The sequence below is a fragment of the Mucilaginibacter ginsenosidivorax genome (assembly GCF_007971525.1).
Lineage (GTDB): Bacteria > Bacteroidota > Bacteroidia > Sphingobacteriales > Sphingobacteriaceae > Mucilaginibacter > Mucilaginibacter ginsenosidivorax.
This window is the reverse complement of the sequence record NZ_CP042437.1, coordinates 1,946,896-1,963,850: the sequence shown is the minus strand read 5'-3', so window position 1 is coordinate 1,963,850 and position 16,955 is coordinate 1,946,896. Positions and strand designations below refer to the sequence as shown.

The window sequence follows — 16,955 nt, the reverse complement described above, 5'->3', positions numbered from 1 at the left end:
TTTTAGAATTAGCAGAATAAGCAACCCTTCTCAATTAGTGCAAATGAATTTTTATGATTCTGCGCCATTCTGATTTAATTTTTCAACTTTTAAGATTCTGGCTATTCTTTAATTCTGCAAATTCTCATTCAGAAGGCGTTTATTTATACTCCCAATCAATCCTGGGCCTTCGTAAATAAACCCGGTATATAGTTGCACTAATGATGCGCCTGCATTTAGCTTTTCGATAGCGTCATCGGCAGAGTGTATGCCGCCTACCCCAATTATCGGGAACGATCCGTTTGATTTTTTGTGAATATAGCTGATAACCTCGGTTGAGCGTTTGGTTAGCGGTGTGCCGCTTAGCCCGCCCATTTCGTCTTTTAAGCTGGCTGGCGAATTTAAATTCTCCCTGCTGATGGTTGTATTGGTAGCTATAAGCCCTGCAATGCCGGTTTGCTGTACAATCTCTACAATGTCATCCAACTGCGAATCTGTAAGATCTGGTGCTATTTTGAGCAGGATAGGCCTGCTAATGCCATTTTTTGAATTACGTTGCTGTAAGGTATTCAGCAGATTCATTAAAGGCTCTTTTTCCTGCAGTTCGCGCAGGCCGGGTGTATTGGGCGAGCTTACGTTCACTACAAAATAATCAACCACATCAAACAGGCGGTCAAAGCATTTGATATAGTCGCTTACGGCATCTTCATTGGGGGTAACCTTATTTTTGCCAATGTTACCGCCTATGATGAGGCTTTTTTGTGCGCCTTTGGCATTTTTGCGGAAGGATGCAATCCGTTCGGCAGCTACATCTACTCCAAAATTGTTAAAGCCCATGCGGTTAATCAGCGCGCCATCTGCCGGCAGGCGAAACATGCGTGGCTGCGGGTTGCCGGGCTGGGGCAGGGGGGTAACGGTGCCAATCTCTACAAAACCAAAGCCTATGTTGGCCATTTCGCCCATTAATTCGGCATTTTTATCAAAACCGGCGGCAAGGCCAACGGGATTTTTAAATTTAAGGCCAAACACTTCGCGCTCCAGTTGCGGGTTGTTTACATCCCATATGGCCCGGCTTAAAGCGGCACCACCCGGAAAGCGGTTAAAGCGCTTTAAATTTCGGGTTACAAAGTAATGTACTTTTTCGGGATCGAACTGGAACAGGATGGGTTTTAATAAAAAATACATGGCGCGAAGTTAACAAATACTGATAGGTGTATAAACCAGAATTTTATGAAAATTAAACCGGCGGCTTATATTAATAAGGCAAATGCCGGTACAAAATTTAACAAAGTTTAAAAAAGCCGGGTAAATCAGTAAATTCGGAAATCCAAAATCAAATCTATCAAACCATTTATGAATAATATTCTTAAACCCAATCGCCGTAATTTTTTAAAAACCGCATCGGTGGGTACCATAGCTGCAATGGGACTGCCCCAGATTGTTTCGGCTGCATTGGCCGATAATAAGCCGTCAAAAAAAATCAATTTTAATACCGGCGATGTGGTGCTTTTCCAGGGTGATTCTATTACCGATTGGGGCCGCGATCATAACAGTACCGAATTTAATACCACCAGCGCCTTAGGATCGGGCTACGCGCTTATCACCGCATCGCAGCTATTGCTTAACCATGCCGATAAAAACCTTAAAATTTATAACAAAGGTGTTAGCGGTAATAAAGTATACCAGCTGGCCGAACGCTGGGATACCGATTGCCTGGCGCTAAAACCCAACGTACTGAGCATTCACATAGGCGTAAACGATTTTTGGCATACCCTTACCAATGGTTACACCGGAACTATAGACAATTATATTGCCGATTATAAAAAACTGATAGACCGTACCAAGGCAGCCCTGCCGGATATTAAACTGGTTATTTGCGAGCCCTTTGCCGAGAAGGGCGTTAAAGCAGTTGACGATAAATGGTACCCAACGTTTGATTTATTCCGCAAGGCAGCTAAAGATGTAGCCGAGCAATATGAGGCTGTTTTTGTACCCTACCAGTCGGCATTTGATAAAGCCGAGAAAATTGCCCCGGCCACCTACTGGAACCGCGACGGCGTACACCCCAGTGTAGCCGGCGAAGCCCTGATGGCCCAAACGTGGCTGAAGGCGGTAGGAGCATAGGGTAACGTTGTACGTTTTACGTGGTACGTTGAACGTTTTGGCCTTGGGGTTACACGTATAACGTACCACGTAAAACGTACAACCTGAACGCTTCTGCTTTTCGGCTCAAAAACCGTATCTTTGCGCCCAAATGATTGCTATAAATAACCTTACGTTTGAGATTGGTGCGCGGGCCCTTTATGATGAAGCCAACTGGCATATAAAACCCGGTGAAAAAATTGGTTTAATAGGTGCCAATGGAACCGGGAAAACTACCCTTCTGAAAATTATTGTAGGCGACTATAAACCTACATCGGGCACCATATCAATGGCTAAGGACCTTACCATGGGTTACCTTAACCAGGATTTGCTGTCATATTCATCTGATAAAAATATTGTGCATGTAGCCATGGAAGCTTTTGAGCGCCAAAACCAACTGCACGACGAGATAGAAGTTTTACTAAAAAAACTCGAAACAGATTACACCGAAGACTTGATTAACAAACTAAGCGATAAACAGCATGAGTTTGAACTGTTGGATGGTTATAACATTGAATACAAAGCACACGAAATTTTAGCCGGTTTGGGCTTTAGCGAGCAGGATTGCCAGCGTAAGCTAAGCACATTTTCGGGCGGATGGCGTATGCGGGTTATGCTTGCCAAAATCCTGTTACAGGCACCTGATATCCTTTTGCTGGATGAGCCTACCAACCACCTTGACTTACCATCCATCCAGTGGTTGGAAGATTATTTGAAGGCTTTTAACGGTGCTATCATCATCGTATCGCACGATAGGTGGTTTTTGGATAAGGTTATTAACCGCACCGTTGAATCGCGTAAAGGTAAGCTGACTGTTTACGCGGGTAACTACACTTTCTACCTGGAAGAAAAAGCACTGCGAGAAGAAATTCAACGCGGTGAGTTTAAAAACCAGCAATCAAAAATAAAACAGGAAGAACGTTTGATCGAGCGTTTCCGCGCCAAGGCATCCAAAGCAAAAATGGCACAATCACGTATCAAAATGCTTGATAAAATGGAGCGGGTAGATGACGTGGATGATGATAACCCATCAGTAAACTTTGCCTTCCGGTTCTCTAAACAATCGGGCAGGCACGTGGTAACATTAGAAGATATTGTTAAAAAATACCCTGCGATTGATATCCTGGATGGTGGCGAAGCCGTAATTGAAAAAGGCGATAAAATTGCTTTGATTGGTGCTAACGGTAAAGGTAAATCAACCTTGCTGCGTATTATTGCCAATGCCGATCATGATTACACCGGCAAAGTAACCACCGGCCATAACGTAACTACTACCTTTTTTGCCCAGCACCAGCTGGAATCATTACACCTGGAACACCAGATTTTACAGGAGTTGCAGGCATTTGCGCCAAAACATACCGATACCGAATTGCGTACCATTTTGGGTTCATTTTTGTTTACCGGCGATGATGTGTTTAAAAAGATCAAAGTATTATCCGGGGGCGAAAAATCACGTGTGGCTTTGGCTAAAGCGCTTACTGCGGATGCAAACTTCCTGGTACTGGATGAGCCTACCAACCACCTGGATATGCAATCGGTAAATATCCTGATCCAGGCATTGGAGCAATACGAAGGTACTTTTATCGTGGTATCGCACGATAGGTATTTCCTTGATAATGTGGCCAACAAGATTTGGTTTATTGAAGATCAGAAAATAAAGATATATCCTGGTACCTACGCCGAATTTGACGAGTGGTATTCAAAACGCAAGCTTGAACCTAAAGTGGCGGCACCTGCACCTCAACCCAAAAAAGAGGAGAAGAAACCCGAGCCCGCTAAACAACAGCACGGCGAAAACAAGCATCAGCAGTTGAAAAAACTGAACCAGGACCTGGCCAAAATGGAAGATCAAATTGCTGCGCTTGATAAAACAGTGAAAGAGTTTGAAGCCAAACTGGCCGATACAAAAATATACACCGATAGCCAAAAACTAAAAGAAACTAACGCCGCTTATAACCAAAAGCAAGCCGAGCTGAAACAAATTCAGCAAAAATGGGAAACTTTGGCCGAGCAGATATTGGAGCTGGAAGCGTAAGCTGCAATGCTTAAAATCTGTTATCCTGAGTGGTGAAATTTCACGAAAGTTCTGAGGGGGGGAATGACATCAAAAATAAAGACTGTCATGCTGAGTGGTAAAATTTCGCGAAATTCTGAAGGGAGAATGACAATCAAAAAAAAACGACTGTCATCCTGAGGAACGAAGGATCTATTCGCGAACTTTGTGGGCGGTTATGCATGGCGTACAATAGATCCTTCGCTATCGCTCAGGATGACAGAAAAAGAAACATGTCATGGGTAGGAACGAAGCATCTATCGCCAACTTTTCTATCGGAAATGTGTGTCGGCGAATAGATTCTTCACTACGTTCAGAATGACAGGTGTTTTTTTGTGTTAACACGAAATAATTGATTAGGTAAAACATATTATGAAACCCGTCATTGTGAGGTACGAAGCAATCCCCAACAATACAAGGCAACCTTGCAAGGCCACTTTGCATACCGGGGATTGCTTCGTACCTCGCAATGACGCGTGGTTTTTGAGGCTGGTTTACTTATTCATCCTAATTTTCCTCTCACTACAAACCCTTGCCCAATCCCCTTACGATAACAATGTATACAATCCTGCCATTAAAAGTGTGGAGTTTAACGGCACAGGCAAGCAGCCATTCCCGGTTATAAACCTGGGCAGCGATGATAAAGTGCTTTTGGCTTTTGATGACCTGCGTGGCGGCACCCGCAATTACAATTACACTATCGAACATTGTGATGCCAACTGGAACTCGTCAAACCTTTCGCCGGCCGAGTATCTGCAAAGTTTTCAGGACGATAGGTTTTATACTTTTAGCTACTCTATAGGTACCTTTCAAAAATATACACATTACGAGCAGCAGATCCCTAATGACAATATCGCGCCCAAAATATCCGGCAATTACATCCTGAAGGTTTATGAGGATGGCGATCAATCTAAGCTGATCCTAACCCGCCGCTTATACGTAGTAGGCCAAAAGGTTTCAATTGCAGCCAATACACTTGCTTCGCCAAGTACGCAAACCCGGCAAACCAATCAAAAGTTAAACTTCACTGTCGATTATGGGAGCCTTAGGGTGCAGAACCCATCCTATGATATCCGGGTTTTTGTAATGCAAAATGCACGTACATCAACGGGTATTTTAAATACCCGGCCCTCCAATATCCGTGGCACTTCATTGGTTTATAATGATGTAGCTATTAACGATTTTCCGGGCCGTAATGAGTTCAGGCTGTTTGATCTGCGTACGCTTAAGCTCAACTCGCAAAGGGTGGCCAGGATTTATAAGGATACCGCAAACATAGTGGTGCTGATTGGCGACCCATGGCGCAATAACCCCAACTATGTGCAGTACTTTGATAATAACGGTAAGTTTTATATCTTAAACCAGGACGGCAACGACCCGCGTAATGACGCTGATTATGCCCGGGTGTATTTTAGCCTGGCCGCAAATACTACCGGAAACGATGGCACGCCATACATTGTAGGCATGTTTAACGATTATAAAATTGACGAGCGAAGCAAGCTTACGCGCGACGAGAATGGCCGTTATTATATCAACCTGTTGCTAAAACAGGGCGTATATGATTACGAATATGTTTGGGTTGATAATGCAACCAAAAAAGCCGACGATGTGCCCATTGAAGGCAGCCATTTTGAAACCGAAAACGATTACCAGCTACTGGTTTACTACCGCCCCCCAACTGCCCGTTGGGACGAGCTGGTAGGGTTTAGTATGGTGAATACGGTAAAGAAGTAATCCTTAAAAATCATACAACACCCCGTCCGTTTTAGTTTTATACCACTGTCATTATAAGGTACGAGTAATCTATTCTACGCCGTGCATAGTAGCTTTGAAAAGTCTGCGAGTAGATCTTCGTATTTACCATGACAAGTTGAAAAACGAAAGTCATGCCGAACTTGTTTCGGGATCCCACAGGACAGGTGAGCCACATGAAGTACACTTAGCATGTGGGGTGCCGAAACAAGTTCGGCATGACTTTGGGGATTAACCGATGTCATCCCTCCTTCAGAACTTTACGAAATTTTATCACCCAAGGCAAACGCATCAAAATAGCTAACAGAATAAGCTTATGTCGTCGTCGGGAAGATATAAGCATCAAACGACACTTTGTTTTATTGGCTGATCCTGGTTAAATGATCCGGCTACCGAAGGGACTTGTGTTGGCCAAAAACAGGCACAAATATTTGGATGCGCCTAAATTACGCGATCAGTTTCGTGTTAACCATGTTTAAATATAAAATATTGATTATCAATTATTTATAGATTGTCTATCTAAAATGTGTTAAGTTATGTTAACCCAATTACATGCGTTTGCCCTGGGATAACAGGCTCTTTATTTCCAAATCCCACAATTATTTATAATTTAGTGTCGTAATTACAATTAATCCAATTATTGCCTTTATGTATGCTATAAAATCTTCCTCAAAGGTCATTAAGCTTAGTGGCTTGTTGCTTATCGCGCTGTTTTTTAGTGCCAAAACGTTTGCCCAGCAAACCCGTCAAACACTTGATTTTGACAAGGGCTGGCGCTTTAACCTGGGTGAGGTGGCCGATGCCGAAAAGCCCGCCACCAGCGATACCAAGTGGCGCAGCCTTAACCTGCCTCATGACTGGAGTGTTGAAGGCAAATTCAGCAAGGATAATCCTGCAACACCCGAAGGCGGCGCACTGCCGGGTGGTATAGGCTGGTACCGTAAATCATTTACCGTTCCGGCATCATCAAAAGGCAAATTGGTATACATCGATTTTGACGGCGTTTACCAGAAAAGCAAAGTGTGGATTAATGGGCACCTGCTTGGTTTCAGGCCCAATGGTTATATCTCTTTCCGGTACGAGCTAACTCCGTATCTGAATTTTGGTGGTAATAACGTTATAGCTGTTAAGGTTGATAACTCGGTTCAGCCAAATTCGCGCTGGTATTCCGGTTCTGGTATTTACCGGAATGTATGGTTGGTTACTACCGCTAAAACCGCTATTAACCATTGGGGTACTTTTGTAACCACTACAGATGTAAGCAATGCATCGGCAAAGGTAAATATCAAAGTAAGTGTAAAAAACGGGGCGCCGTCTGCCGCGTTGGTTGTAAAAACTACGTTATATGATGCCCTTGGCAAAGCGGTTGCAGGCGGCGGAGCGATACCATCTAAAACACAACTACAGGATACTGTATTTGAAACAAGTACCACCCTTGCAGTAAAAAACCCAACCTTGTGGAGTGTTGATAAGCCTTATTTATACAAAGCGGTTACGCAGGTACTATCTGGCAAAACCGTCATTGACGAGTATACTACCCCGGTGGGTATTCGCTATTTTAACTTTGATTTGGACAAAGGTTTCAGTTTGAATGGTAAAGCCATGAAAATTTTAGGCGTGTGCGATCATCACGACCTGGGCAGCCTTGGCGCGGCCATCAACACCCGTGCATTGGAGCGTCAGCTGCAAATATTAAAAGCGATGGGTTGTAATGGTATCCGTACCTCGCACAATCCACCGGCGCCTGAGTTGCTTGACCTTTGCGATAAAATGGGTTTTATTGTAATGGATGAAGCCTTTGATTGCTGGGAATGGGAAAAAGTTAAATACGATTATCACCTGTATTTTAAAGAATGGCATAAACGCGACCTGGAAGACCAGGTACTGCGCGACCGTAACCACCCCAGTGTAATGATATGGAGTATCGGTAACGAGATTCCGCAACAGCACGATACCACGGCTTTAAGGATAGCGCCGGAGCTTTCCGCCATTGTGCACAGCCTTGATACTACCCGCCCGATTACAGCAGCCAATAACAACCCGGATAAAAATAACAAGATCATTAGTTCGGGTGCGATAGATTTAGTGGGTTACAATTACCATGAAGGGGAGTACGCCGCTTTTCATGACCGCTACCCCGGCAAAAAATTCATAGCTACCGAAACAACATCTGGCTTGGAAACCCGTGGGTTTTACGAAATGCCATCAGATAGCATCCGTGTATGGCCCGAAAAATGGGATAAGCCATTTGAACGGGAAGGTAATAACGTATCGGCTTATGACAACGTACGACCACCATGGGGATCGACCCATGAGATGACCTGGAAGGTGATGAAAAAATATGATTTCCTTTCTGGGATGTTCATCTGGACAGGCTTTGATTATTTAGGCGAACCTACACCATATAGCTGGCCGTCGCGGAGTTCGTACTTTGGTATTGTTGATTTGGCCGGATTTCCTAAGGATGTGTACTACATGTATCAAAGCGAGTGGACAAACAAGCCGGTACTGCATATCTTCCCACATTGGAACTGGACTCCGGGCAAAATGGTTGACGTTTGGGCTTATTACAACAGTGCTGATGAAGTGGAGCTTTTCCTGAATGGCAAATCATTAGGCACCAAAAAGAAAACCGGCGACGACCTGCATATCATGTGGCGCGTAAAATATGAGCCAGGTACGCTAAAAGCTGTATCGCGCAAGGATGGCAAAGTGGTGTTAACCAAACTTATCCATACCGCAGGCGAGCCAGCGAGGATCGAACTATCGGCCGACCGTAAGCTCATCAAAGCTGATGGGAAAGACCTGTCGTTCATCACTGTAAAAATATTGGATAAAGACGGCAACGTGGTTCCAGATGCAGATAACCTGGTCGACTTTAAAATAAGCGGCCCGGCCTTTGTTGCCAGCGTTGATAACGGCGACCCTGTTACACACGATTCTTTCAAGGTATCGTACCGTAAAGCTTTCCACGGCTTGGCACTGGCCATAGTACAGGCAAAAGAAAAAGCAGGCGCAGTTACATTTACAGCAACATCAAAAGGCTTGCCTGCTGCTACAATTACGTTGAATGCGAAGTAGCCAACTGTAATCTAAAGAAATACCGATATGTTATCACGCGACGTGGCAATTGTTAGCTTTGAATGGCTCACAATTGCCACGTTCTTTATAATGACCCTTTATAAAGAACTGATTATTCGTACCCTTGACCCACAGATTAATGTGCGTTGACGCAGGCGACAGTTAACGAGATGACATGTGGTAAGATGCCTGTGAGGATATAGTCGTAAGGGGAAAATTAAGGTATTTATCGGTGAGCAACAATTTAAGATGCTACATTGATTCAATTCAAGAATTTTTAGTTATTTCTTCTTCTGGCCTGGCAACCCTACCCGCTTCAGGGTCGCTCGTGCTTCTTCTGTTTTTTTTACAAAATAAGGCTCGTCGGCGTAGCTTTTTACATCGTCGTTAATAATGTCACCACTATAGCTTTTCTTCGATGTCGCTTTTTTAATTGTAGTTGGCATAATATCTCCTTACCGATATATCAAATATACTTGTTTATTTTCTTCTTACCAAAAAGGCATCGTAGTTAACGTTTTTTTTAAATTCATGCCAGCTATCTTCCTTTAGTCCATATACTTCAAAATCTATGCTGATTTTTTCCCAAAGTCCGGCTATGCCAATTTGATATAGCCTTGTTCTTGCTGGTGTACTTCCTGTGGCATAAATATATTGATTGCCATAATAATTAGTAAAATCAATAACGGTATTAGCAACAGTAGCAAGAACCATACTGCTGTCTTTATTGTTTGTTACTACACTATCATCCACAACACCCGTTTCGTCGTCTGCATCGCCAAAACCTAAATTATAAACTGTAGATTCTAAATCTTGAATTTTAGAGAAACGAACTATCTTTTTGATTTTCCCTTTAGGTCCCTCGCTATAGAATATATAGTCCTGATGGTCATTACTAATTTGATAATTATAACGATCTAAATTCATACAGCGAATATTCCGGTTTAAGTATTGTTACCCCAAACTTAATAAGTTACAGGTATTTTTCAAGATACGCAGGCTCTTAATCTTAAAAAATATACACTACACTAAATATATTCCAAACAATTGGGCGTTTGACGCATTAATTGACAATACTCTATTATCCTGCTTTTATGCCTGCCAAAGAATACCCTTTTTTCCTCAAGAGTACCGTTATCATGTTCGGGCTCATTTTACTGGTTTATATATTTTACCAGCTGGCCGATGTTTTTGTACCGGTAGCATACTCCTTGTTCATCGCTATTTTGCTGAACCCCGTTTGTAATTGGCTCGAAAGTAAAAAAGTCCCTAAAGCACTGGCCATTTCCATTACATTGTTGCTCGCATCCATTGCGATAGCCGGGTTGTTTTATTTTCTATCCACCCAAATAATCCAGTTTGGCGATTCGCTGCCCGTGCTGAAGCAAAAATTTGCAACAATCTCGGCTTCAGCGCAATCATGGGTGGCAACAACTTTTGGTTATCCCATACAAAAACAAAACCTGCTTATTAAAGAGGCAATGAATAACAGCCAATCGCTGTTGGGCAGCACCCTGGGTTCGGTATTAGGTATATTTGGGTTGATATTTATTATACCGGTTTACGTTTTCCTGGTACTATATTATAAAACTTTACTGCTCAACTTTTTTTACGAAGTGTTTTCAGAAGAGAACTCCAAACAGGTGGCCGAAATATTAAAAGAAACCAAAACTGCTATCCAAAGCTACATTATAGGCTTACTGATAGAAATGATGATTGTGGCGGCCATGAATTCGCTTGCCCTTATCCTGCTTGGCGTAAAATATGGCATACTGATTGGGGTTATAGGCGCCATTTTAAACCTGGTACCTTACTTAGGCGGCATTATCGCTATCGCTTTACCGGTATTAATGGCTACGGTTACTAAAGATGGTTACGCCACGCAATTGGGGGTGATAGTGGCTTACCTGGTAATCCAGTTTATTGATAACAATATCCTGGTGCCACGCATCGTATCATCAAAAGTGCAAATCAATGCACTCATGTCTATCATAGTTGTGTTGCTGGGCAATATGCTCTGGGGGCTGTCGGGTATGTTTCTGTCCATTCCCTTTATCGCGGTATTAAAAATTATTTTCGACCGGATAGATGGCCTTAAACCATGGGGCAAACTACTTGGCGACACCGTACCGACCCGCCACAAAGGTGAGATATGGAAGAGGAGGAAGAAAGTCATTTTGCCTGAACAGTAGCTCATTGGTTCATTAGTTCAATGGTTCATTGGTGAAAAGTTCATTAGTCAAGGGGAACTATATCGACAATAAAAAAGGGTTCGAAACTGCTGTTCCGAACCCTTTTCCTTTAATTTTATTCAATCAGTTCACCATACAAGACTAATGAACTAATGAACCAGTGAACTAATGAACCAATTAGTGGCTTACACCGTTTTCGCCTTTATTCAATGTCCCGTTGATGTATAAAATCTGGTTTACTTTTTTGGGGTCGCCCTGGTATACCCACACAATATTGTTGATGTAGGTTTTAAAGGCGTTGTTAACCTGCTCTACAGTTAATTTTTTAACATCATCAACCAAAGTTAATGAGCGTTTCCAGTTATCAAATAACACTTCGTTTGATGCTATTGATGATGCCTGGGCGCTGTTGGTTTCGTTTTTATAGTAAAAACCGGTTAGGTAGGTAACCTTCATGTTGGCTACTTCTTCGGGTTTAAATCCTTCTGTTTTTACTTTATCAACCAGTTTATCAAATACGGCTATATATTTATCTGGTTGCGTGGTTGATACCGAAAAACGTGCGGTTGACGTTTGCCCAACGCTAAACCAGGCCTGCGGCGCGTATGACAAGCCGTTATTGGTACGCACATCTAAAAAGTGGCGGTTAGCAAAAATGCGCATGGCCACGTTAAAGGCGTCAAAATCTTCGGTACCCGGTATTGGGCCGCTGGTAATGCCTTCAACATAGTTGGTAGCCAAATCGCGCTGCTCTACATTAATGCTGTTTTTGTAAACTTTAAATGACGCTTTTTTGAAGGTAAAGGCAGGGCCTTTTTTAACACCATCCAGCATTGCTTTTACTTTAGCCTCGATAGTAGCCTGGTCCAAATCGGCCACTACAACAATAAGCAAACGCGATTTGGTGAAGATTGAGCTGTAATAGGCTTTGGTTTCTTCAGGGGTTAATTTGGTCAGGATGTCCACGGTACCCATAGGGTCTTTGGCATAATCACGATTAACAAAGGCAACTTTATCTGCAAATTTGTCAATAGCATTATCCGGCCTCGAATCCAGGCTTTTTAACTGGGTAATAGCGTCTGTTTTAATACGGGCAAACTCCTTGGCATCAAAACGCGGCTGGGTCATGGCCTCAACATACAGGGGCCAAACCACATCTAAATCGCTTTTAATACAGTTCATGCGCACTACCGAATAGTTTTTGTTGCTATACCCATAAACAGTAGCGCTTACTTTATCCAATATATCTTTAAACGCGTTTTTATCGTGCTTAACCGTACCGCATTCGGTTAGCGCATTCATCGCCATCGATTCGATACCCATTTTTTCGGCAGTGTAATTTTGTACGCCGCCTTTAATAATGGTTTGTATCTCTACTATGTCGTTGCCGCTTGGCTGTACAATTACCTTAACGCCATCAACTGATGTTTCGTAAGCTGCTTTTTGTGCCTGTACCGTTTTTATATTTCCTATCGCCGCTACAATCAGCAGGGCGAACATATATTTCTTCATCATGATAAGATCTTTTAAATTACTTAGCTACAAAAAATGAAGCTGCATTCAGTTGTTTACTCAAATCGGGCGAAATAATTAAGCCGGCCGCGTATGGTTTACCTATAATGTAGGTATCCACAAATTTCTTAATATCGGCACGGGTTACTTTCTGATAATTACTATCCAGGTCGGTAGCAAAATTAAGCGATGTGCTGCACCATTGGTAGCTTAGCTGGCTGGCCAGGGTTGATGGTTTTTCTTTACGGTGAATGCTATTGCGCATTAATATGGCCTTCGCATCTTTCAGCTGCTCATCGGTATAGTAATCGTCCTTTGCCCACAGGCTTATCTGGTTTATCACTTCGTCATAGCATTCTTTAAGCTTGGTTGGGTTCGGTTCAATACCCATATCAATAGGGCCAACATATTTACTTGTTGTATAGTTTACATATACGCTGCTTGCCAAACCTTTATCAACCAAAGCCTGCTGTAGTTTTGATGAATTTAAACCTACAATGGTGCCAAACAAATCTGCAGCTACAGTAGAGGCCGAATCGGTAAGGTATGATGGGCCCTGCCATGAAATCTGCATCGATGGTGTTTGCGCTATGGTAGTTTCTTTAATAAAATATTCCTTTTTGGTTAATGGCTTAAATGCCGGTATAGGGTATTTTTCGTGCGGGTTGAAACCACTGCTTTCCCAATCGCCAAATATTTTTTCGGCCATGGCAAAAGCTGCGTCATGTTTTACGTCGCCGCAAATGGTAAGCAGACTGTTGTTAGGGAAATAATATTTGTTTTTGATAACCATCATTTTTTCGGGCGTAGCGGTATTAATCACTTCGTGAATCCCGATTGGGTTTTTACGGGTGATAAGGTCGCCCCATAGTTTTTGCTGGATGCCGTACCATAACTGGAAACCCGGATCGCTTTCGGCACGCTGAAACTCCCCATCAACAACGGGGCGCTCTTTTTTCATGTCCTCTTCGCGGTAAATAGGAAAACGAATGGCTGCGTTCATGAATTTTAAACCCGCACTAAGGCTATCCCTGTCAAAAGTAAAAAAGTAATTTACCCGTTCAACATCGGTTGTGCCGTTCCATATTGCGCCAAGTTCTTGCGTACGTTTCAGGAATGAAGCCTGGTCTGGGTAATCTTTGTTGGCTTTAAAAAACATATGCTCGAACATATGAGACAGGCCGCTAAACTCCGGGCCTTCGGTATAAGCACCGTTCTTTACGGCAATTTCGATGGTAGCCAAAGGCACTTTGCTGTTTTCAATAACAACAACTTCCAGTCCGTTCGGAAGTTTTTTCCAGAAATAGCCTTCTGGCAGGCGAGGCTGGGCGATTGCAAAGCAAAAGCTAAAAACCCCGATAACACTCAGTGTTAAGGTTTTAATAAGATTTCGGGTCATAGATATATTGATAATGTTTTAAACACTATAAATATATTGGTATAAATTATGAAAAGGAAAAATTTATCCCTTTTTAACTTAGTTTTTAGTTAAAAAGGGGAAAGCGATCACGTATATTATTACAGGCCCGATTTAATACTATTGTAAGGCATGCCCAAATCATCGATGGAATATTGGGTAAGTATGCTATCTTTTATGGTGATATAATCGCCGCGGTCGGTAACAAACCATTTTTCGATACCATCCTTAGTAACCACAGTTGGGATTGTTGCAGATACCACTTTGCCGGTTGTATCCAATTCCAATATGTAATATTCCTTCTTCGGGTCGGTTAAATCCCTGAAGGGAATGATGACAGTATGGTTGTTATCATCAATAAAATGCCCGAAAAAGTTTTGGTCTTTTAATTCCTTTGGATGAAAATTAACCAGTTTTTGGGCCATTTGGGCAGATACGCCGGTTATTTTTAGCCTTACAACATTGCCTTCCGAATCTTTTAAAGTATCCTGCATAGTTGCCGTTTGGGCGCTGGGATATTTGGCAATAGCGTAAAAATTATTCGATCCGGTATTTTTATCGTTATGACCGGGTAACATATAACACAGTTGCAGGTTGGGCAAAGCAGCACTGTCCGATTTTATTTTTCCGGCGATGCCAAGTAGTTGGTCCTTAGTCAGGCGGGCTTTGATATTAACGATGACTTTACTGGCCGTATCTGATTTGGTTACCTTGGATATACTGTAATAAGCAACGTCTTTTTTTATACAGGCGGATGCCAGCAGGGCAACAGATAAAATGTATATAGATATATTTTTCATAGCGGTCAAAGATAAACACGATTAAGGGATTTGGCAGGATTTACAGGATTTTTGTATGGGGGACGGGGGGTATTGTACCGGGATGTTGATGCGGAATGCTTTTGAATGCATTAACCATGCTCCCGAACCCCGAACCTCGCAACTGGCAACCGATCCCGGCCTCAGATCAGTCCATACAATGCGCCGCCCCTTTCGCCCATTTTATCAACCAGCTTTTCAACTTCCGGGTCGCGCTCCAATACCGGTGCGTGGTGGGGTTTTATGCGTGCATCAATAATGAGCGGCCCCGTGCAGCCCCAATGTTTGTGTTCGGTAAAGCTGCCTATGCCGTAAATATCATGCGATGGGTTGCTGCGTGTAAAAGTTACCCATACAAAGTTATTGATGTTTGCCGCGGCAAAGCTTGCATCATCGCATAATATCATGAGGGCCAGGCCGCCCAGTTCATCTTCCTCTTCCTTTAAACGATACTCAATAATGCTAATAACATTATCGATATCTTTATGATTTATATGTTTGGGCACTTCAACCATCAATACGCCGGGCATGGCCATTTTGATATTGGTTATCGGCCTCGGCAAATCAAACCATGATGGTAATGCTGTCCAAAGCTCACGCTTAATGTCGCCAGCCACGGTGATAGCCACTTTACTACCTGTATTCAGTCCGTCGCCGCTGTAATCAAGAGTATCAATGGTGGTGCGGGTGTAAAAATGCAGGTCGCGGGTAAAATCAACGCGTTGCAGTATATGGAGCAGGAATCCTTCTATATTGTTTACATCCAGGTTTGGGTCATCTTCCTGCGCAGCTATCAGCAGGTATTTTGCCAGGCTTAACTGGCTTTTACCTAAAATATGGTTGGCAATGGTCAATATCTCCTGCGGCTTACGTTCTTTGATATAAGGTGTATAACGCTCGCTGCCGGTTGCAAACAATAATGGGTGAACACCTGCCGCGTCAACCGCGTTAACGGCATGCAGACCCGGAATTTCTTTCGGCAGTGCTGCTCCGCTAATCTCGTGGATCAATGCCCCAAAACTGGTATCCTCCTGTGGTGGGCGGCCTACAACCGTGAACGACCAGATGGCAGCCTTACGGTGGTATACATTATGCACTTTTAATAACGGGAAATCGTGAGCCAGGCTGTAATAACCGAGGTGATCGCCAAATGGGCCTTCGGGTTTATTTTCCATGGGCATCACGGTGCCTGTAATTACAAAGTCGGCATCCGAAGAAATACAGAAACCCTCATCATCATAAAAATACCGGAAACGGCGGTTGCCCAAAGCTCCTGCAAATGTCATTTCGGATAAACCCTCGGGCAGCGGCATGACTGCGGCTACGGGGTGACTTGGCGGGCCACCCACAAAAATGCTCACCTTTAAAGGCTGGCCTTTTGCATTGGCTTTGGTTTGGTGAACACCAATGCCACGGTGCAGCTGGTAATGCAAACCTATTTCTTTATTCAAAATATAATCGTTACCGGCAAGCTGTATACGGTACATGCCCAGATTGGCATTCATGATGCCTGGTTTATCGGCATCTTCGGTATATACCTGTGGCATGGTTACAAAAGGGCCGCCATCCATAGGCCAGTTTACTATCTGTGGGATATCGCTGATAGTGCATTTACCAAAGTTTACCGGGGCACTGCTGCCACTACCTTTCATGGGCAATGCCGATAGGGCTGTAAGCGCCACATTAGCGTATTTAAAGGGATTTTTAACCGCCTTAACCGGATCGTTTTTTAGTTCGACGAGCGTTTTGATCTTCTCCAGCGTATCCCGGAAGATAAATTTAGATCGCTCCAGCGTACCAAATAGATTAGATACTGCCGGAAACTTACTCCCTTTTACATTTTCGAAAAGGATAGCCGGTCCCTGGTTTTCAAACACCCGCAGGTGTATGGCCGCCATTTGTAAATGAGGATCAACCTCCTCCTTAATCCGCACCAAATGACCATGTTTCTCCAGGTCGGCAATACAAGCCTGTAAACTCTTATAACCCATGGGGCGAAATTAGTTCAT

General features: G+C 43.2%; 12 protein-coding genes. 5 read left to right on the top strand and 7 right to left on the bottom strand.

Translation table 11 applies throughout. From position 1 onward, the window contains the following. Window positions 1-108: 108 nt before the first annotated feature. The gene (locus tag FSB76_RS08295; RefSeq protein ID WP_147053130.1) at window positions 109-1,164 is read right to left on the bottom strand and encodes a quinone-dependent dihydroorotate dehydrogenase; all 1,056 of its coding nucleotides are present in this window, start codon (window positions 1,162-1,164) and stop codon (window positions 109-111) included. 168 nt (window positions 1,165-1,332) lie between these two features. Between FSB76_RS08295 and FSB76_RS08290 the strand changes: the two genes are divergently transcribed. From FSB76_RS08290 to galB, 4 genes are all read left to right on the top strand, one after another. Further along, on the top strand, window positions 1,333-2,103 hold the full coding sequence (locus FSB76_RS08290; RefSeq protein ID WP_147053129.1) for an SGNH/GDSL hydrolase family protein: 771 nt from the start codon (window positions 1,333-1,335) through the stop codon (window positions 2,101-2,103). Between the two features lie 130 nt (window positions 2,104-2,233). Beyond that, window positions 2,234-4,156, top strand: a complete 1,923-nt coding sequence (locus FSB76_RS08285) for an ABC-F family ATP-binding cassette domain-containing protein (protein ID WP_147053128.1) — start codon at window positions 2,234-2,236, stop codon at window positions 4,154-4,156. Between the two features lie 390 nt (window positions 4,157-4,546). Next, on the top strand, window positions 4,547-5,908 hold the full coding sequence (locus tag FSB76_RS08280; protein ID WP_147053127.1) for a type IX secretion system plug protein: 1,362 nt from the start codon (window positions 4,547-4,549) through the stop codon (window positions 5,906-5,908). Between the two features lie 666 nt (window positions 5,909-6,574). Then, a complete protein-coding gene (gene galB, locus FSB76_RS08275) occupies window positions 6,575-9,007 on the top strand; it encodes a beta-galactosidase GalB (protein WP_192910139.1) in 2,433 nt (810 codons plus the stop codon). Between the two features lie 281 nt (window positions 9,008-9,288). Here the strand turns inward: galB and FSB76_RS32080 are convergent, their stop codons facing one another. Together FSB76_RS32080 and FSB76_RS08270 are read right to left on the bottom strand one after the other, a co-directional pair. Further along, the gene (locus tag FSB76_RS32080; protein ID WP_158642864.1) at window positions 9,289-9,453 is read right to left on the bottom strand and encodes a hypothetical protein; all 165 of its coding nucleotides are present in this window, start codon (window positions 9,451-9,453) and stop codon (window positions 9,289-9,291) included. 34 nt (window positions 9,454-9,487) lie between these two features. Continuing rightward, window positions 9,488-9,934, bottom strand: a complete 447-nt coding sequence (locus tag FSB76_RS08270; RefSeq protein ID WP_147053126.1) for a DUF6934 family protein — start codon at window positions 9,932-9,934, stop codon at window positions 9,488-9,490. Window positions 9,935-10,101: 167 nt separating this feature from the next. Here FSB76_RS08270 and FSB76_RS08265 point away from each other — a divergent pair, with 167 nt between their 5' ends. Continuing rightward, a complete protein-coding gene (locus FSB76_RS08265) occupies window positions 10,102-11,199 on the top strand; it encodes an AI-2E family transporter (protein ID WP_147053125.1) in 1,098 nt (365 codons plus the stop codon). A gap of 177 nt (window positions 11,200-11,376) precedes the next feature. Here the strand turns inward: FSB76_RS08265 and FSB76_RS08260 are convergent, their stop codons facing one another. The 4 genes from FSB76_RS08260 to FSB76_RS08245 all read right to left on the bottom strand — a co-directional run bounded on the left by FSB76_RS08260 (window position 11,377) and on the right by FSB76_RS08245 (window position 16,937). Continuing rightward, the gene (locus tag FSB76_RS08260; RefSeq protein ID WP_147053124.1) at window positions 11,377-12,714 is read right to left on the bottom strand and encodes a M16 family metallopeptidase; all 1,338 of its coding nucleotides are present in this window, start codon (window positions 12,712-12,714) and stop codon (window positions 11,377-11,379) included. A 16-nt stretch (window positions 12,715-12,730) separates the two neighbouring features. Then, window positions 12,731-14,110 carry a M16 family metallopeptidase gene (locus tag FSB76_RS08255; RefSeq protein ID WP_147053123.1) on the bottom strand — a complete coding sequence of 460 codons (1,380 nt, stop codon included), beginning with the start codon at window positions 14,108-14,110 and terminating at the stop codon, window positions 12,731-12,733. Window positions 14,111-14,229: 119 nt separating this feature from the next. After that, a complete protein-coding gene (locus tag FSB76_RS08250; protein ID WP_147053122.1) occupies window positions 14,230-14,928 on the bottom strand; it encodes a hypothetical protein in 699 nt (232 codons plus the stop codon). Between the two features lie 161 nt (window positions 14,929-15,089). Then, complete coding sequence (locus FSB76_RS08245) at window positions 15,090-16,937, bottom strand: UbiD family decarboxylase (RefSeq protein ID WP_147053121.1); 1,848 nt, start codon at window positions 16,935-16,937, stop codon at window positions 15,090-15,092. Between the last annotated feature and the right edge of the window lie 18 nt (window positions 16,938-16,955).